Below are 18879 nucleotides of genomic sequence, written 5' to 3' on the forward strand. Positions count from 1 at the left end.
AGACCGCGACCTCGATCCCGGTGACATAGTCCACCGCGAACATGAAGAAAACCAGCGCCAGAGCCAGGGCGAGGACGAACTCCTGTGGCTGCCGTGCAAAAAAGCGAAGCAGTGCTCGTAGCATCGGCCGGTAGCACCTGAAGCAATCGTGAGTTGCGAAACGCTACCACACGAACAGGCAAGTCGCCACTCGGAAACCTATTCGGAGGCAGCAATTTCCTCCCGTTTTGGCCTTTGTCCGATGGCGACCAGGAAAATGGCGCTCTTCCCCTGAGCATGCGGAGAGAAGAAGCGCACTACGTCGTCGTCGTAGAAGGTGAGGCCCGTCGCTCCCAGCCGCAGCGCATAGGCTGCCAGGTACAGCTTGCCGCCCAGAATGCCTGCTTCCAGTTGCGTCGCCCGATAGCCGCGGTTGCCGAATCGTTCCAGGATGCGCTCGAGGTCTGCCAGAAAGAAGATCGCTACGCTTGCGTCTCCCGGCAGTTCCTGCTCCAGTCCCAGGAAGTACGCTTTCTCTCGGAAGTCGCCTTCTCTTAGCAATTCCAGCTCCAGAGTCTCCCGGCGGAAGTGGTACGCGCCCGGTAGCAGGCCCTCGACCGCGTGCACCGTCAAGTAGAGTTCGTTCAGCAGCTCGCCACCGGGCTCGAGAAAATCGGCCGGGATTTCGCGCGTCGCGCGATCGAGCATGGTCGAGAGTTGCTCCAGCGTGATCGGCGCGCGGGCGAAGCGGCGCGTGGAGCCTCGCCGCAAGATGACGCGCTCGATGGGATCGCGCGGTACAGCCTCATCACTCAGCGGCCGCAGGCGGATGAGGGGACCGGAGCTTGCCGCCGGCTCACGCGTCGTCAAATGGCCGCGCCACGCAGCCACTTCCGCAGAGGTTATGAAGCTCGACGCGGTGTGCACTTCCCGCATCGCCGGATAATCCACTTCGCGCCGGGAGACCGGCAACGCTTCGTATGTGAGGACAGGGATACTGGCCGGCGCCTGCGGTGGCGGTTCCTCTTCTCGCCCGATGGCCACCAACGAAAACGCCACCTCGCGTTCCGGGTCGGCGCCTACCAGGGCGTTCACGCGGGCGTCCACGAAGCCGGACACCACACGCGCCGGCAGTCCCAGCGCCGCGGCCATGGCCAGAAGGTTGGCCAACAGGGTGCCGTTGTCCCAGCCGAAATGCCGGTAGGTGCGCGCCTGGTACTTCCAGGCGTTCCGCCAATAGGTGCCGGTGCAGACCAGAATGAGCGGCGCCCGCGCCACAGCCGGCTCGCTTCCCGTGGCGTCTACCAGTTCTCCGCGCCAATCGCCGGCGCGCAGGGGGCGCAGGGCGAAGTCAGCCGGACCGAAGTGGTAGACCCCTGCCTCCAGCTCCGGCAGCCCGCGCACCACCGGGTACAGCTCGATCTCATACAAGGCGCCCGTGCAGGCTGCGGCACGGAAGTAGAGCTCGCCCCCGGGATACTTGCGTTGCCGGGTGATCCCCGCCGAAAAGTAGAGCAACAGGGAGAGCGTCCTCACATCGAGTGTGGCCGCGCTTTGTCTGCCGCCTCCCGCTTCCGCGATCGCCGCCAGCGTGGCGACACCGGTTTGCGGTACTTCACGCGGCAAGGGCAGAGCTTGGAGTTGGGGATAGATCTTGAATGGCAGCGGCTGATTCGCCCAGTCCAGGAAATGGGTGCTCGACCGCACACTGGCATGCGAATGCTTGGTGGCGTTGTGATACGCCCAGGTAGCTTGCAAATCACGATTGTTCATGACGCGTGCAGGAAGTCTAGCAATCTCTCTTCAGGTTCCGTCCAGAGCGGATCCTCTACGGCAGGACAAGAAGCAGTGGAGGGAAACTTACTTCACCTTCTTGTTGGCGGGGTCGTCTTCGCGGTTCACCCAATTCACCACGAACGGTCCCATGCCGTGGACCTGCACGATGTTGCCCGGTGACAGGTAGCCGTAGTGTGGCATCTTGGCGGGCACGGTGGCGAAATCTCCGGGACGCAGCGGGCGCATTTGGGTCGGGTCGTACTTCTCGCCGTGTCCCAGCCGGAACTCCCCGGCCAGCACCGTTATGGCTTCGTCCTCGGGATGCCAGTGCGGCGCGACCTTAGCGCCCTTCAGGGAACGTATGCGCAGGACGTAGATGCCCGTCTTCGACGGATCGCCGCTCACGATGCTCATCTCAACCTCGGGGATCAGCGGCTGCCAGGTCAGCTCGCGGGCGTGCATCACCACTTGGTCTCCGGCTTGGACCGTGCCGGCAGATTTCGATTGCGCCCGCGAAAACTCCAGCAGTAGAACTAGCAGGATCGCAGCCAGAAGCAACCTGCGCATATGCCCTCTCCGAGGGCAGGCAGTATAGCAGCCGGTCGGCCGCCGTTCGCGTCATTGAAATTTATTCATCCTGAACATCTTCTGCCTGCCTGGAGTTAAGATGTTGGCCCGAATTTCTCAGGGCAGGGTGCGGCCGACGGAAGGGTCGCAAGCGCTCGGGAGGTGGCCATGATTTCTTTTGTCGTCAATGGAAAACCGCGCCAGGTGGATGTGGATCCAGCAACCCCGCTGCTGTGGGTGCTGCGGGACGTGCTCGATCTGACGGGGACGAAGTACGGATGCGGCATCGCGCAGTGCGGCGCCTGCACCGTCCATGTGGATGGGCAGGCCACGCGCTCCTGTGTCACGGCCGTGAGCGAAGTCGCCGGCAAGAAGATCACCACCATCGAAGGGCTGGCGCCCGATCGCAGCCATCCCTTGCAGCAGGCCTGGATCGCCGAACAGGTTCCGCAGTGCGGCTACTGCCAGTCCGGCATGCTGATGACCGCGGCGGAACTGCTGGCAAAGAATCCGCGGCCGAGCGATAAGGATATCGACGACGCGCTCGGCACCCACATCTGCCGCTGCGGGACCTACCAAAGGATCCGCCGCGCCGTACATCGCGCGGCCGAATCTCCCATGCTTCCGGCGAAGGCTTCCGGAGGTGCCCGATGAAGACCGCACTCGCGCAGTCCGGAGTCTCGCGTCGCGAATTCCTCGTCACCACCGCTTCCAGCGGTGCGGCACTGGTCATCGGCTTCTATCTGCCCCTTGACGCGCTGGCGCAGGGACAGGTCAAGCGCATCGAGAATCCCAACCCATTCAACGCCTGGGTGCGTATCGACAAGGCCGGCCAGGTCACCCTGATCGTCGGCAAGTCGGAGATGGGCCAGGGTGTCTTCGGCACTCTGCCCATGATCCTGGCGGAAGAGTTGGAAGTGGACTGGGCCAAGGTCCGCATCGAGCAGGCGCCCACCGATCCGCGCATCTACAGTCACGGCACGGGCGGTTCCAGCAGTATCCGGACGTCGTACGCACCGCTGCGGCGCGCCGGCGCCACCGCGCGGGAGATGCTCATCGAAGCCGCTGCCCAGACTTGGGGAGTCTCCGCGAAAGACTGCCGCGCCGAGAATGGCGCCGTCTGGAACGGTTCGCGCAGCCTGTCCTACGGTGAGCTGGTGGAAAAGGCTTCCCAGCTTCCCCTGCCCGACCCGAACAAGGTCCCGCTCAAGGATCCGGCGAAGTTCCGCATCATCGGAACCTCCATACCACGCGCAGACGTCCCTCTCAAAGTGGATGGCAGCGCTCAGTTCGGGATGGATGTCAAGGTGCCTGGGATGCTTTACGCCGTGGTGTCGCGCTGCCCGACCTTCGGTGGCAAGCCGAAAGGCTTCAACGCCGCCAAGGCGAAGGCTGTCCCCGGCGTGCGCGAGGTTGTCGAGATTCCCGCGGTCGCCGACGTGCACAGCGCCGGCGGAGTCGCAATCGTCGCGGACAGCACCTGGGCCGCCATGCAGGGCCGCGATGCGCTCGAGGTCGAATGGGACTACGGCCCGCACGCCGCCGAGTCCAGCGAATCCCTGTGGAAGCAGTGTCGGGAACTGGCCACGAAGTCTGGTAAGGCGGTGCGCAACGAAGGCGATGCCGACGCCGCGCTCGCCAAGTCCGCCAAAAAGGTCGAGGCCGACTACCAGCTACCGTTCGTGGCCCACGCCACCATGGAGCCCTTGAACTGCACGGTGCACGTGCGCGCCGATGGCGCCGAAGTCTGGGCGCCCACCCAGGCTCCGCAATGGGCGCAGGGAGTGATCGCGCAGGTTGCCGGTGTGGAGCCCTCGAAGGTCGTCGTTCACACCACCTTCATGGGCGGAGGCTTCGGCCGACGCTACCAGGGCGATTACCCGGTCGAGGCGGCGCAGGTTTCGAAAGCCGTCGGCAAGCCGGTGAAGCTCGTCTGGACCCGCGAAGACGATATGCAACACGACTTCTATCGTCCTGCCGCTTACCATCGTTTCCAGGGCGGCCTTGATGCCGAAGGCAAACCGGAGGTCTGGCAGCACCGCATGATTTCCACGGCCATCAATTCGCTCTGGAGTCCCAAGGATCCGCCGGAACAGTCTGAGGTTGCCGGCGCCGCCGATCTGCCATACGCCTTCGCGAATCTGCGCGTGGAGTACGCGCCCGTTCCCTCCGGTGTGCCGGTGGCCTGGTGGCGGTCGGTGGAGGCCTCGATCAACGCCTTCACCGTGGAGTGCTTCTTCGACGAGATGGCTGCGGCTGCGGGCGTGGATCCGCTCGAGCTCCGCCTGCGCCTGCTCGCCGAGCCGCGCAAGGTCAAGAACCCGGTCGACGCCGAGGCCCCGCCGCTCGACACCGAGCGCCTCAAGGGCGTGCTCAAGCTGGCGGCGGAGAAGGCTGGCTGGGGAAGTCCGCTGCCCAAAGGTCGCGGCCGCGGCATCGCCTGCCACTACTCCTTCCAGACCTACGTCGCGGAGGTTGCGGAGGTCACCGTCGAGGGCGGCAACCTGCGCGTGGACCGCGTGGTCGCGGCGGTAGATTGCGGCACCGTCATCAATCCGGATGCTTTGCACGCCCAAGTCGAGAGCGCCGTCGTCTACGGGTTGAGCGCGGCCCTCTACGGAGAAATCACCATCGCCAAGGGCGGCGTGCAGCAGTCCAATTTCCACGAGTACGAACTGATGCGCATCGACGCTATGCCGAAGGTGGAGGTCTACACGGTGCGCTCCACCGAGCCGCCCACCGGCATCGGCGAGCCCGGGCTGCCGCCGGCCACGCCCGCCGTCGTCAACGCCATCTTCGCCGCCACCGGGAAGCGCCTTCGCCGCCTGCCCATCGGCGCCGAGGACTTGGCCTAGTGAGACGTTTGCGCCGGCAGCTGTCTGCTGCCGGCGCTTTGTTCTTCCTGGCAGGCCGTTTGCGGGATTAGTCTTGTGCCGAGCGCGGCTCGAGAGGCCACCGTGTCGCAACCCAAAGAAAACATCCTGGATTGCATCGGTCACACACCGATGCTCACGCTCGAGCTCGAGCACCAGGGCCGAAGCTGCCGTATCTCCGCCAAAGCAGAGTTCCTCAACCCCAGCGGAAGTGTGAAGGATCGCATCGCCCGGTACATGTTGGATCAGGCAGAACAGCGCGGCCAGCTTCGTTCCGGCTCGACCATCATTGAGCTGTCGAGCGGGAATACCGGCATCGCGCTGGCACAGGCGGCGGCCGTCAAGGGCTACCGCCTGGTCATCCTTATGCCGGAGCACATGAGCGCCGAACGTGTGCGTCTATTGCAAAGTCTGGGAGCCGAGGTTTGCCTCACCCCGCAGGCCGACGGCTTTGCCGGTGCGCTCGCCCGCCTGAACCGGATACTGGAAGAGAACCCTCAATTTTTCTGCCCGCGCCAGTTCGAGAACTCCGACAATCCTGCGGCCCATTACCGCTCCACGGGTCCGGAGATCTGGCAGCAAATGGCAGGCCGCGTGGACGCTTTTATCGACGGTGTGGGCACCGGCGGCACGCTGATGGGCGTGGGCCGCTACCTGCGTGAGCACAACCCCAAGGTTGCGCTTATCGCCGTCGAACCCGCCGAAGCTGCCGTGATGAGCGGCGGCGGCACAGGCGCCCACAAGATCGCTGGCATTGGCGACGGTTTCATCCCACCCATCATGGACATGAGTTTTATCGACGGCGTGGAGGCCATTGCCAGCGATGAGGCCGTTGCTATGGCCAAGCGCCTCAGTCGGCAGTTCGGGCTGTTCGTGGGGATCTCCTCGGGTGCGAACATCCTGGCCGCCATCCGCACGCTCGACCGCTTGGGCCACGACTGCAATGTGGTCACCATCCTTCCCGACCGTAGCGAGCGCTATTTCTCCACCGACCTGTATCTCGCTGGGGAGTGGCCGCCGTTGCGCCGATGTGCGGAGGATTGCATCTGCCGGCTGGATTGCCGGTCGGACCCGCATTCGCTCAAGCCGGTTCCAGCCGTGCCGTGAAGTGCCGCAGGAAAGGCGCCTCATAGGCGAGGCGCAGGCCGCGGATCGCGTCGCGGCGCTTCCACACCTCCAGGATCACTTCGATCACGTAGTCGATGTGGCTCTGCGTGTAGACGCGCCGCGGGATGGCCAGCCGCACCAGGTCGTGCTGCGCCGCCTTGCCGAACATCAACGTCCCGATCTCGGCGGATCGGATGCCGCCCTCGAGATACAGCTCATTCGCCAGCGCTACGCCCGGGAACTGCTCCGGCGCGATGTGGGGCAGGAACGCGCGCGCATCCAGGTAGATGGCGTGGCCTCCGGGGGGCTGCACAATCGGCACGCCCTGCTCGGCGACGTGGTTGCCCAGATACGCGGTCGAAGTGATGCGGTAGCGGAGGTAGTCTTCATTCAAGGCTTCTTCCAGGCCGACGGCGATCGCTTCCAGGTCGCGTCCCGCGAGGCCCCCGTAGGTCGGGTAACCTTCGGTGAGGATCAGCAGGTTTTCCTCCTGCTGCGCCAGCGCGTCGTCGTTGGTGCACAGGAAGCCTCCGATGTTGGCCAGCCCATCTTTCTTCGCCGACATGGTGCAACCGTCGCCCAGCGCGAACATCTCGCGCGCGATCTCCAGCGGCGATCGTTCCGCGTAGCCCGGCTCACGCAGCTTGATGAAGTAGGCGTTCTCCGCGAAACGGCAGGCGTCGAAGTAAAGTGGGATGCCGTGTCCCCGGCACACTTTGCTGATGGCCCGCGCGTTCTCCATGGAAACCGGCTGGCCGCCGCCGGAATTGTTGGTCACCGTTAACATCACCAGCGGCACCCGCTCACGGCCCACGCGCGCGATCAGCTTTTCCAGCGCGGCCACGTCCATGTTGCCCTTGAACGGCGCCAGCCGGGACGGATCGTGTCCCTCCGCGCAGGGCAGGTCCACGGCTTCTGCTCCTACGAACTCTACGTTGGCGCGCGTGGTATCGAAGTGCGTGTTGTTCGGGACCACGTCGCCCTTCCGGCACATCACGTTGAACAGGATGCGCTCCGCCGCTCTTCCCTGGTGCGTCGGGATTACGTGCCGGTAGCCGAAGATGCCTTGCACGGAGCGCCGCAAGTGATAGAAGCTGCGGCTGCCCGCATAGCTCTCGTCGCCTTCCATCATGGCCGCCCACTGCGCAGTGGACATGGCGCCCGTGCCGGAGTCGGTCAGCAGGTCGATAAGGATCTCGTCCGCCGCCACTTGGAACAGGTTATAGTGCGCCGCGCGCAACAGTTCTTCGCGCCGCGCCCGCGTCGTCCACTGGATGGGCTCTACCGACTTGATCTTGAAGGGCTCGATGATGGTGCGAACCGCCATGACACACCTCTGTGGCGCACACGCCGGAGCGCGCTGCCTGTACCTTGGTCCTATCCCTGCGAAGCGTCAGTGACTTGAGTCACAGGCAGTCGGGAAAAATGGACGAAACCTAGTGTCGGTACACCGTGGTCTGCGGATGGTAGTTCCGCCAATCGAACCAGTAGTCCTTGAGCAGCGGCAACTGTTCCAGGCACTTTCCCTGCGCTGGTCCCGCAACCGCGCAACCCTGGAAGTTCCACTCGCTCCCCGTGGCCGAATCGAGCAACGCCCACGGCTCGCCCGTCTTCCTGTGGAACTCGGTCGCCTCGGTGCCGGGCTCAATCCGCCTGACAAACGCGCGTACCGACTTGCCGTCCTGTCCCACGACCAGCGCCACCGGCGTCGTGCCGACGCTGTCCATGATGGGCGCCTGCTCCAGCACGCTTTTCAATGGGAAGGCGCGATCCGCGCCACCCACGCTGATGCCCAGCACCAATTCTCTGGGCGGAAGGGGAGAGAACGAGAGCACGGTTGGGTAGCGGGCCATGCGCTCGTCCCAGTCTTTCTCGGCGTATTTGGCCGCGTAGGCCCCCACCGGCGCCAGCACCGTACCCGCAGGCGCTTCCTGCTTCCACAAGCCGAAGGTCAATTCATCGGAGCCGGCCAGTTCCAGTGCTTTGCCGCGCAGCGGACCGAACACACAGCGCCCCGTCACCTGCTGCCACACGCTTCCCGTTTCCTCATCGCGCATGAGGAAGTTCTGGTTGTTGATGCCGGCCAGGCGGAAAGTGAGCGTCCTTCCTTCGACTGTCCGTTTCCACACCAGACCGGTGTGGCAGAGCGTTCAATAGGTGACGATCAGGGGCTCGCCGGCCAGGGTGTCGTTCAGCAGATGGTGGTAGGCCAGGGTGCGGACGGGGTAGGCGCGTGCCTGCTCTCCCACGCGCACCGCCAGCACCATGTCGTCGTCGTCCACCGGCGCCTCCGAAGCGGTTAGGAACTGCGGCTCGGTGACCGGGCGGAACACGCGCTCGAAGATGTTCACCCGCGCCATTACCGCCGCGCTTGTGACCAGCAGTATGCCGGCGAGCACGATAAGCCGCCTCCCCGCGGTGCGCCAGCCCGTCACACTGCTGCCCCGCCACAGCATTACAGCGAATACCGCCGCGAGCACGCCATCCACCACCGTCCAGACCGGCGCCCAACGCACGAACGCCAGCGCGACCTCGAGCTCCCGCGCACCCTGCGCCCGGAACGGGCGGATCACGTACATCGGCACGGCCACTAGGCTCACGCCCGCGGCTACGAACAGTAAAAAGAGTAACCAGAATCGAGCCCGGGATCGGTAGGTGACTGTTTCCATGTCAGCCATGATGACTGAGTTTACAGGCTCAACTCACCGTGAGCACAACCTTCCCCACATTCTTCCGCTCGTGAATGTACCGGTGCGCTGCCGCCGCTTCCGTAAGCGGGAACGTCTTGCCGATGACCGGCTTCACCTGCCCCGTTCGATGCAGCCGGAAGATCTCCTCCAGCTGCGGCTTCAGCACCCGCGACTTGTGCGCCAGCTTGCCGATGTGCACGCCGATGACGGCGATGTTCTTGTCGATCAGCTTCAGGGGATGGAAGCGCGGCGTCACCCACATCTCTTTGGCGCCGCGCAGGTAGCTCAGCTTTCCCTTGGGACCCACAACGGTCGAGAAGCCATACACCACCAACCGTCCCATTGGACCCAAACACCGATAACTTTGCGTGAAGGACTTTCCGCCGATAGCATCCAGCGCCATTTCGATGCCTTCGGGCGCTACCCGCCGCACCACCTCCAGCGCGTTCTCCCGCGTGTAATCGATGGGATGGTCCACGCCGATCTTTCGCAGGAACTCTTGCTTTGTGGGTCCCGCTGTGCCGAAAGTGACGAGCCCGTGCGCGCGCGCCAGTTGCACCGCGGCCACACCCACACCTCCGGCAGCGCTGGTGATGAGGATGCGGTCGCCCGCGCGCAGATTCCCCATCTCGAACATCGACTGCCACGCCGTCAGGTAATTCACCGGCATGGCCGCCGCCTCTTCGAATGTCATGCCGTCTGGAATCGGGAAGGCCTGTTCGGCGTTGATCGCCACCCGTTCCGAGTAGGCGTGGAACATGGTCAGCGCGGCCACGCGGTCGCCGGGTTTCAGGGATGTGGGGCGGGTGGCCTCGGCCGGCGCTTGTTCGACTTCGCCCGCCAGCTCGAGACCCGGCACGAACGGCGGCTTGGGCACGGTGGAGTACACGCCCAGCCGCGCCAGGATATCGGCAAAGTTGATGCCGATAGCCCTTACGCGGATCAGCAGCTGGCCCGCGGCAGGCTTCGGGTCGGGCACTTCGCGCCATTCCATCACTTCCGGCGGCCCGTATCGCCGCACCACCATGGCATGCATGGGTGAACTCCTGGATGCTGGGATGGAAAGGCTGTTCTCCTGTTCTACAGAACCCGCGCCTGGCTTTTCTCCGTGCTCCGCGATTGCGCGCGCGCCCCGCGGATGCGCGACGCCAGCGTGTGGATGACGCTCGAGACGACCGACGGATTCGTGCGCAGCACTTCCCGGAACGCCTTGCCTTTCAGGCAGAGGACGCGAGCGCCCTCCGGACCCGCCAGCACCGTGGCCGCGCGCGGTGCCGAATCCAGCACCGCCAGCTCCTCGATGAAGCCTCCGAATTTCTCGCTGGCGGCCATGCGTTCCTCGCTGCCGTCGCTGTGCATGACCCGTACTTCGCCAGAAAGCAGGATAAAGACTTCGTCCCCCGGCTCTCCTTCCACGCACAAGGGCTGGCCGAACTCGAGCCCCAGCTCGATGCTGGCCCGAGCCAGGCTGGCCAGCTCCGGTGGAGCGAGCGACGAAAATAGCGGGACCGATCGCATCGCGATCATTCGTTCCACCGTCACCAGACCGGTTTGTTCCCGGCTCTCCAGTTGGTGGGCTCGCATCAGCAGGCAGATGGCGGTCTCCGACACTACATCGTACTCGTCGTGCACCATGGTCTTGAGCGTCTCCTCGTCCACGCCCGCGCGTTCCTCCAGGACGTACATCGCGGCCACCCGCACGTAGGGGTCGGCGCTGGTCAGGTGCGAACGCAAGCAGTCCGCCAATCCTGTCCGCGCCGCCGCTCCCTCCGCGGCTTCGCGCCAGGCTTCTCGCAGTCGGGTGGTGACGGCCGAGGCCACGTCCTGGCCCAACGTTTCGGCCGCCGCTTTTCGCGCTTCCTGGTCCCCGCACATCAGTTGATCGCGCAGGGAACGGTCGGACGTCTTTTCCGGATCCCGGCCGAAGGCCAGCAGCAGGCCGTCGGCCGCGTGCGCGCACCTTCGGGAGAGCGCGTCCGCCAGGAAAGCTCCTGCGGCCGAGGGTTCAGCGGCAAGCAAGCCCATGGTGTGCAGTCCGCTCTCGATCACCACCAGCGCTTTGGCCACATGCGGAGCCATGCTTTCTCCCTTGGCCAGCAACTGGCGCAGGACCGCCCCGTGTTCTTCCGGCGTTACGCCGTACTCCTGGCGCAGGTGGCGGATGAAGCTGTCATCCGGCGCGGAGGCGGCTAGCGACATCCGTTCCAGATAGCCCTGCAGCATGCGCGAGTAGGTTTCCAGTTGCAGGCGTTTCTCTGCCGAAACCTGCAGTGCCGGATCGATGATCCGCGCGCGCTCTTCTTCGTCCAGGTCGGCCATGATGCGCTCGTGGTCCGCCTTGCTGATCTGCAACTGGTTGCGCAGCGATTCCAGCCGCTGCACCTCGGCGCGGCTCACAAAGCCGCTGGCTACCGCTTCGCGAACCGCGTCCTTGTAGATCTCCAGCAGGCGCGCGTAGCCGCCGGCGTGCGTCCGCGAGCGGATGGTGTGGATGAGGAAGGCTTCGTGCAGGTCCTTGGGCGGCTCCATGTCCGCCCATTCCCAGCGTCGTATGATCTGTCGTGCCAGCGTCTCTTCCGCATAGGCCTGCTGACGGCGCTTGAAGCGGCGCACCAGGAACAGCGTGGCCGTGACCACCACCAGGATCTGCACTAGGTGCGGCGCTCCCGGAATCAGGCGGATGGTAGGCGCGCCCGCAAAGCTGTAGAAGGTGACGAAGGCCGTGAACGCTGCCACCGTGAACATCAGGTGGCGCACTCCGGCCGCGTCCAGCTCTTCGTTCCGCTCCAGCAAACGCCTGCCCACGTAGCGCTCGATCAGGGAAAACAACCCAAAGCTCAGCAGCGCGCCCAGGGTGAGCGTAAGAAACGCTGCCGCGGCGCGCGGCCAGCTTTCCAGGAAATAGAAGCCCGCAGTCGCTGCGCTGTGTCCCGGCAGGAACGCGCTCCCCGGCACTTCCGGCTCATTCGTCCATCTTCCGCCGAAGTAGTATTCCCAGGTTCCGGACTGCAAGTAGAAATAGAAGTAAAAGGCAAAGACCAGCCCGGGGAAAGCGAAATAGACGAACCGTTTCGGCGCCGACAGGATCTCCTTCCAGTAACCGTTTTCCTGATTGATGTCCGGGCAGGCGGGCTTGCAGGCCGTGCACTTCGCGCACTGGGAGTTGGGCGTCGGCCGCAGTCCGTGCGGCTCGGTGTAGATCTTCTCCACGAACAGCACCGGGCACACGTAGTTGCACCACGTTTTGCCGGTATAGGCCGCGCCGAAAACCAGGGCCGCGAAGGACAGCAACAGCAGGAAGCCGGCCAGCGCCTGTCCGTGACCGTTCGTGGCCACCAGCCGCAGCCAGAGCGAGAGAAAGAAGATGGCGAACGTCACACCGTAGTAGTTCGCCTGCACCCACGGCGATGCGCGACGTTCTCCCGGACTACCCAAGCGCGCGGGAAGCTGGGAAAACCACGCCAGCGGACAGATGCGCCGCCAGCGGTGATAGCCGGCCAGGACGATCAGCAAGGGCAGGGAGGCCAGGACCACCGTCCAGAAGACGCGCCCGGCCAGGTGCGGGGCCAGGAAGCCGAGTACCGGCAGCGCCACGAAGATCGCAAGGGCGAGCCAGCGCACCGGCTCCACCCACGCTTCTCCGGACACCTCGGCCGGTTGCCGGGTCGTTGCTGGTGCTGCGGGTTCACGCATGCGACTCGGCCTCGTCGGCGCCGGGCCTCAATTCTGGGCCGCGGCCTTCTCTTCCTTCGGTTTCTCCTCCGGCGCTTCGACGATGTCGTTCCGGACGTCTTGAATCAGGGCGACGAACTCTTCCTTGTCTTTTCCGCTGACTTTGAACTTGTCCAGCGACAGTTCCAGTTTCTTGATTGTCGAATCCCACTCTGCCGCGGTGATCTTCAGTCCATGGTGCGCGGCCTTCATGTCGCGGCCGATGTAGATGCAGGGTCCCCCGCTCAGCGCACAGAACTGGTCCGCCAGCAACTGGCGCGTGCGGTTCAACGAGCTCTCGCTGCGCCCGCCTCCAAAGCGGTCGAACGCCTTGTCGTCGTGCAACTGGGTGAGGAGATCGTCCACGATCTGGGCCACGGTGTCGTAGCCTCCGATGCGCTGATACAGCGTTTTCGCTTTCTCGTTCTCTCCGGCGAAACTGCGGCCGCCGGGAAACAGGACTACCGCAAGCAACGCCAGGATGCACGCGACCGCCACGTGGGCCGCTGACCGCCGAACAGAATCAAATTCGATATGCACGTAATGCTCCTTTCATTTCGCTAACGCGGAGGGGCAAGCAAAAAACCGCAGCGTCGCCCGGAGATCCATTCAGGTATCGCTGGACCAATCGCGGCGTCATGGTATGCAGCGTGTCGCGACAAGTCAAGGTCGCGCACCGCGGCCGTTCCAGGCGGACAAAAAGAGATGGTAGGCACGTGGGGACTCGAACCCCAGACCTCTACCGTGTCAAGGTAGCGCTCTAACCAACTGAGCTACGCGCCTACGGGGACAGGCATATTTTACGCGCGGCTCGAGGCCCGGGCAATCGCGGCTGGCCGCGCAGGAAGCGGCGCGAGTTGCATCGGGCGAGGGGACGGCGGAGAATCTCCGCATGGAGCCAGAGACCGGGAGCGGGCAGGCTTCGTTCGGCCGCGGGACGGTAGTGTTGATCACACTGAATTCGCCCCGCGAAAAGTTCTGGGGCGCGGTAGCCGAGATCACGGTTGCGGGCGTGGCGGTGCGCGGCATCGATCTGAATTCCTTTGACGACTGTGCGCGCCTGCTGCGCGCCGGCGAGCCCTTCACGCCCGGCCTGGTCTTCTTCCCCATGCATCGCGTGGAGCGCATGGAAGCGGACGCGCGCAGCGGCGACATTCCCTCGCTGGGCGAGCGGTTCGCGGAAAAGGCGGGCGTAGACCTGGCGGCGTTCCTCGGCGGCCGGCCGCAGCCGGAGACCACGCGGTGATCTCACAGCTCCGTACTTTTCCCAACCAGCTCACCCTGCTGCGCCTGATCTTCATCCCCTTCATCGTCATCGCCATTCTGGATGACGAGTGGAAGTGGGCGCTGGGCTTGTTCGTTCTGGCCGGACTTACCGACAACCTGGACGGCCTGCTGGCTCGCCTGCTCAAGCAGAAGACCGTGCTCGGCCAATACCTCGATCCCATTGCCGACAAGCTGTTGCTTTCGACGCTGTTCCTGGTGCTCTCGCTGGTTCAGAAGATCCCGTGGAAGTTCACCGTGCTGGTGTTCAGCCGCGACGTGGGCATTGTGGTGACCAGCGCCATCCTTTACGCCACCACGTCGCTGCGCGAGTTCCCGCCGAGTTTCCTGGGCAAGGCCAACACCGGCGCGCAGATCGTGACGCTATTCTTCGTGCTGCTGCGCGAAGTGCGGCCGGAGAACTGGGTAGCCAGCGCTGCCGTCGTCGGGCTCTGGGCCACCCTGGCCTTCACCGTGCTTTCCGGGCTGCATTACATCGTCATCGTGAATCGACGCTTGCGGGCCGCTGGCAGCGAAGCCGGCGCCACCAGCGGGCAGACGCCTGCCGGCTCGTAACGAATCCTCCGACTTGGGCCGGTTTCGGACTGTTTGACCGCTTTTCGAGCCTGCCCCTAGAATCGAAGATTCTGCCGGCGGCATCCACATCCCCCATGGCGATGCATCTGTTCAACACGCTCAGCGGCCGAGAGGAGGAGCTCCAGCCCCTCGAAGCCGGCCACGTGCGCATGTACGCCTGCGGCCCGACGGTCTACGACTACGCCCATATCGGCAACTTCCGCACCTTCGTGTTCATGGACGTGTTGCGGCGCTTTTTGCAGCAGAGCGGCTACAAGCTCACCCACGTCATGAATGTCACCGACGTGGACGACAAGATCATCCAGAACGCGGCCCATCGCGGCGTCTCCGTAAGCCAGTACACGCAGAAATACGAGCAGGCGTTCTTCGAAGACATGCGAACGCTGAACCTGGAGCGCCCGGAGGTCGTGGTGCGCGCCACCGATCACATCGAAGATATGGCGGCGTTCATCCGCGAGCTGGAACAGAAGGGCTTCGCCTACCGCACCGAGGACGGCTCCTACTACTTCCGCATCGCCAGGTTCCCCCAGTACGGCAAGCTCTCGAAGAAAGACTTTGCCGGTATCGAGGACGGGGCGCGTGTGGACGTGGACCGCTACGAGAAAGATAACGCCCGCGACTTCGCGCTGTGGAAGTCGCCCAAGCCGGGCGAGGCCTCGTGGGACACGGCCATCGGGCCGGGGCGTCCGGGCTGGCACATCGAGTGCTCGGTGATGGCAATGAAGTACCTGGGCGAGAGCTTCGATATCCACCTGGGCGGCGAAGACCTGATCTTCCCGCACCACGAAAACGAGATTGCGCAGTCGGAAGCGAAGACCGGCAAGCCGTTTGCCCGCATCTGGCTGCACGCCCGCTTCCTGCTGGTGGAAGGCGAGAAGATGTCCAAGAGCCTGGGCAACTTCTTCACCCTGCGCGACCTGGTGCTGAAGGGACACCGGCCGTCGGCGCTGCGGTATCTCCTGGCCTCGGTGCCCTACCGCAAGCAGCTCAACTTCACCTTCGACGGGCTGAAGCAGGCGGCGCATTCCGTGGAACGCCTGCGGACCTTCAAGGAGCGCCTGGAGCGCGAGCGTTGGCCGGAAGGAACCAACCCGGCCATGGCCGACCTGGCGCGACAAACCGTGGAGAAGATGCGCGCCGGCCTCGACGACGACCTGAACACCGCCCAGGCGCTGGCGGCCATCTTCGACCTGGTGCGCGAGGCCAATGCGGCCGCCGACCGTGGCGACCTGAAACAGCAGGATGCGCCGCCGTTGCTGGCGGCGCTCGCCAAGTTCGACGAGATCTTCGCCGTGCTCACCGACGACGATGCCGAGAAGATCCGCCGCGTGGAAGAGTGGGCGCGGGCCGAAGGCGTCCTGCGAGAAGCCGCACCGGCGGGCCAACAGCTCACCGATGCGCAAGTCGAGGCCCTGGTGGCGCACCGGCAGAACGCGCGCCGCATGCGTGATTTTGCCAAGGCCGACGCCATCCGCCAGCAACTGGCCGATGCCGGAATCGTCCTGGAAGACACCAAGGGCGGCGTGCGCTGGAAGCGAAAGTGAACGACAAGGTCTTTCTTGCGTTTGACCCTGACAGGCTCCAAGCCCTAACATGACGGACTCCGCTACATTTCCTCGACGATGATCGGTCAAACCGTTTCCCACTATCGGATTACCGGAAGATTGGGTGCCGGGGGCATGGGTGTCGTCTACCGGGCTGAGGATCAGAACCTGCAGCGCTCGGTGGCGCTGAAGTTCCTTCCCGCGGAGTTTGCGGGTGATCCGCAGGCACGCAAACGGCTGGTGAAGGAAGCGCAGGCGGCTTCCCGGCTCAGCCATCCCGATATCGCCACCATCTATGAAGTGGGAGAGGCAAACGGCACCCCCTTCATCGCCATGGAACTGGTGAGCGGGCAGAGCTTGAAGGACGTGCTGGCCCTCGGCCCGCTGCCGCCGGCACAACTGCTGGAAGTGGCGCGCGAGATCGCCGAGGGGCTGCACGAAGCGCACCAGGCGGGCGTGCTGCACCGCGACATCAAGCCCGGCAACATCATGCTGGACACCAAGGGCAGGGTGAAGATCCTGGACTTCGGGCTGGCGGCGATGACCGGGCAGGAGCGCGTCCTGGGAGAGACTGAAGAGAATTTCATCACCCGCACAGCCGGGCAGGGAACCACCGGCGGCACGGTGCCTTACATGTCGCCGGAGCAGTTGCGCGGAGACCCGGTCGACGCCCGCAGCGACATTTTTTCCCTGGGCGTGATGCTGTATGAATGTCTGACTGGCCGCTTGCCGTTCACTGGAGAAACCTCCATCGACATCCTGCACGCCATCTTGCGCCAGGCACCGAAGCCCCTGCGGACCCTCTTGCCCGACGTCTCGCCGGAATGGGAGCACTTGGTGGGGCGCTGCCTGGCCAAGTCGCCGGAGCAGCGGCCCCAGTCCATGGGTGAGATCGTGCAGGCCCTGAGCCATATGACCTCGCCTTTCCCGCAGGAAGAAAAATCGCTGGCCGTGCTGTACTTCGAGAACCTGAGTGCCTCGCAGGAAGACGAGTATTTCCGCGATGGCATCACGGAAGACATCATCATCGAGCTCTCCAAGATCGCGGGCATGCGGGTGTTCCCGCGCTCGGCGGTGATGGCCTACCGCGACAAGCCCACGACCGTGCCGCAGATCGGGCGCGAGTTGAACGCTGCCTATGTCCTGGCGGGCAGCCTGCGGCGCGCCGGCAACCGGCTGCGACTCACGGCGCAACTGCTGGAGGCGCGCACCGGCCATTCGGTGTGGGCGGAGCGCTACGACCGGCAGATGGAAGATGTGTTTGCCATCCAGGACGAGATCGCGCACAACATCGCCAAGGCGCTGGAACTGATGCTGACTGAAAAGGAGAAGCGCACGCTGGTGAAGGCGCCCACTACCGATGTGCAGGCCTACGACCTTTACCTGCGCGGCCGGCAGTACTTCAAGCAATGGAACCGCAAGGGCTTGGAGTTCGCACGCCAGATGTTCGCCCGGGCCGCGGTCATCGATCCCGGCTATGCACGGGCCTACGCGGGCGTTGCCGATGTCTGCTCGGTCATCTATCAGTACTACGACGCCAGCGAGGCCAATCTGAAGGAAGCGGACGCGGCCAGCCGCAAGGCGCTGGAACTGGATCCAGAGCTGGCCGAAGCCCACGTGGCGCGCGGCATGGCCATCGCTCTGCGCAAGCAATACAGCGAAGCAGTGAAGGAATTCGAAGCGGCGATCCGCTTGAATCCGCGGATGTTCGAGGCCCACTACTTCTACGGCCGGGCACGGTTCTCCGAGGGCAACCTGGAAGAAGCGGCGCGGCTGTTCGAGAAGGCTTCGCAGATCAATCCGGATAACTACGAGGCGCCCAGCCTGTTGGGCACGACGTACAGCGGCCTGGGCCGGAAGGCGGACGCGGTGGCCGCCGAGCGCCGTTCGCTGGAAATCATCGAGCGGCACCTGCAGCTGAACCCCGATGATGTCCGCGCCCTTTACCTGGGTGCGAATTCTCATGCCAAGGCAGGCAATCGCGCCCAGGCGCTGGAGTGGACGCAGCGGGCTTACTCGGTGGAACCCGACGATCCCGGAGTCCTGTACAACATCGCCTGCAACTACGCACTGCTGAATGAGCCCGAAAAAGCGATCGACTGCCTGCAGAAAGCTCTGGCGTTGGGCTTCGGGCATGTGCAGTGGATCGTGAACGACTCCGACCTCGAATCGCTGCGCACTCACCCCGGGTTCCGGGCCATGCTGGAGCGGCTGACCAAACCGCCAGAGTAAGACGCGCGGCGCGCTCTCGAAGAGGCATTGATGAGACACCTTCTGTCTGTACTCCTGATGGTTTGGTTCCCTGCGGCATCGTGGGCGGAGTCGTCAACCCTCTCCCCCGACGTCAAGGCCTTCGTCAAGGTGGACGCGCCGGTGGTGGCGCTGGTCCACGTGCGCGTCATTGACGGCACCGGCGCCGCAGCTCGCGAAGAGCAGACCATCCTCATCCGCAGCGGGAAGATCGAAGCGGTGGGTCCGAGCGCGAGCACGCCGGTTCCCGAAGGTGCCGAGCGCATGGACCTCGCCGGACACACCGTGATCCCCGGCCTGGTGGGGATGCACGATCACCTTTACTATCCGGCGCCGGGCGGGGGCAATCCGCGCACGTACCCCCCGCACGTTTTCAGTTTTCCGCGGCTGTATCTGGCGGGCGGCGTCACCACGATCCGCACTACCGGCAGCGTCGAGCCCTACACCGACCTCGAAGTCAAGCAACTGATCGACGCCGGCAAGATGGCCGGCCCCAAGATGCACATCACCGGACCGTATCTG

General features: G+C 64.5%; 15 protein-coding genes and 1 tRNA gene. 8 read left to right on the forward strand and 8 right to left on the reverse strand.

Features of this window, described 5'->3' with window-relative positions:
• Positions 1-198: 198 nt before the first annotated feature.
• Together VLE48_02245 and VLE48_02250 are read right to left on the reverse strand one after the other, a co-directional pair.
• Positions 199-1752 (reverse strand): SagB/ThcOx family dehydrogenase, encoded by a 1554-nt coding sequence (locus VLE48_02245; protein HSA91805.1) that lies wholly within the window; start codon positions 1750-1752, stop codon positions 199-201.
• 87 nt (positions 1753-1839) lie between these two features.
• A complete protein-coding gene (locus tag VLE48_02250) occupies positions 1840-2322 on the reverse strand; it encodes a cupin domain-containing protein (protein HSA91806.1) in 483 nt (160 codons plus the stop codon).
• Between the two features lie 168 nt (positions 2323-2490).
• On the opposite strand from VLE48_02250, the gene VLE48_02255 reads away from it, so the two are divergent.
• The 3 genes from VLE48_02255 to cysK all read left to right on the forward strand — a co-directional run bounded on the left by VLE48_02255 (position 2491) and on the right by cysK (position 6302).
• Complete coding sequence (locus VLE48_02255; protein HSA91807.1) at positions 2491-2976, forward strand: (2Fe-2S)-binding protein; 486 nt, start codon at positions 2491-2493, stop codon at positions 2974-2976.
• Positions 2973-5177, forward strand: coding sequence for a xanthine dehydrogenase family protein molybdopterin-binding subunit (locus VLE48_02260; protein HSA91808.1), 2205 nt, complete (start codon positions 2973-2975; stop codon positions 5175-5177). The genes VLE48_02255 and VLE48_02260 overlap by 4 nt, the downstream gene beginning before the upstream one ends.
• Before the next feature lie 102 nt (positions 5178-5279).
• Positions 5280-6302 (forward strand): cysteine synthase A, encoded by a 1023-nt coding sequence (gene cysK / locus VLE48_02265; GenBank protein HSA91809.1) that lies wholly within the window; start codon positions 5280-5282, stop codon positions 6300-6302.
• Here the strand turns inward: cysK and VLE48_02270 are convergent.
• The 6 genes from VLE48_02270 to VLE48_02295 all read right to left on the reverse strand — a co-directional run bounded on the left by VLE48_02270 (position 6277) and on the right by VLE48_02295 (position 13486).
• Complete coding sequence (locus VLE48_02270; GenBank protein ID HSA91810.1) at positions 6277-7629, reverse strand: tryptophanase; 1353 nt, start codon at positions 7627-7629, stop codon at positions 6277-6279. The genes cysK and VLE48_02270 overlap by 26 nt on opposite strands.
• Positions 7630-7738: 109 nt before the next feature.
• On the reverse strand, positions 7739-8980 hold the full coding sequence (locus VLE48_02275) for a DUF3179 domain-containing (seleno)protein (protein HSA91811.1): 1242 nt from the start codon (positions 8978-8980) through the stop codon (positions 7739-7741).
• Between the two features lie 19 nt (positions 8981-8999).
• Positions 9000-10028: a zinc-binding dehydrogenase gene (locus VLE48_02280; GenBank protein HSA91812.1), complete on the reverse strand. Its 1029-nt coding sequence runs from the start codon at positions 10026-10028 to the stop codon at positions 9000-9002.
• Between the two features lie 44 nt (positions 10029-10072).
• Complete coding sequence (locus VLE48_02285; protein ID HSA91813.1) at positions 10073-12685, reverse strand: cyclic nucleotide-binding domain-containing protein; 2613 nt, start codon at positions 12683-12685, stop codon at positions 10073-10075.
• A 27-nt stretch (positions 12686-12712) separates the two neighbouring features.
• The gene (locus VLE48_02290; GenBank protein ID HSA91814.1) at positions 12713-13243 is read right to left on the reverse strand and encodes a group 1 truncated hemoglobin; all 531 of its coding nucleotides are present in this window, start codon (positions 13241-13243) and stop codon (positions 12713-12715) included.
• A gap of 166 nt (positions 13244-13409) precedes the next feature.
• Positions 13410-13486: transfer RNA gene (locus VLE48_02295), tRNA-Val, on the reverse strand.
• Between the two features lie 109 nt (positions 13487-13595).
• On the opposite strand from VLE48_02295, the gene VLE48_02300 reads away from it, so the two are divergent.
• The 5 genes from VLE48_02300 to VLE48_02320 all read left to right on the forward strand — a co-directional run.
• Positions 13596-13949 (forward strand): hypothetical protein, encoded by a 354-nt coding sequence (locus VLE48_02300; GenBank protein HSA91815.1) that lies wholly within the window; start codon positions 13596-13598, stop codon positions 13947-13949.
• Positions 13946-14542 carry a CDP-alcohol phosphatidyltransferase family protein gene (locus VLE48_02305; GenBank protein ID HSA91816.1) on the forward strand — a complete coding sequence of 199 codons (597 nt, stop codon included), beginning with the start codon at positions 13946-13948 and terminating at the stop codon, positions 14540-14542. The genes VLE48_02300 and VLE48_02305 overlap by 4 nt, the downstream gene beginning before the upstream one ends.
• A 95-nt stretch (positions 14543-14637) precedes the next feature.
• A complete protein-coding gene (cysS, locus tag VLE48_02310) occupies positions 14638-16107 on the forward strand; it encodes a cysteine--tRNA ligase (protein HSA91817.1) in 1470 nt (489 codons plus the stop codon).
• Positions 16108-16185: 78 nt separating this feature from the next.
• Positions 16186-18339 (forward strand): protein kinase, encoded by a 2154-nt coding sequence (locus tag VLE48_02315; protein ID HSA91818.1) that lies wholly within the window; start codon positions 16186-16188, stop codon positions 18337-18339.
• A 30-nt stretch (positions 18340-18369) separates the two neighbouring features.
• On the forward strand, positions 18370-18879 hold a 510-nt coding region (locus VLE48_02320; GenBank protein HSA91819.1), incomplete at its 3' end, for a hypothetical protein.

The sequence above is a fragment of the Terriglobales bacterium genome (assembly GCA_035454605.1).
Classification (GTDB): Bacteria; Acidobacteriota; Terriglobia; order Terriglobales; family Acidobacteriaceae; genus DATMAB01.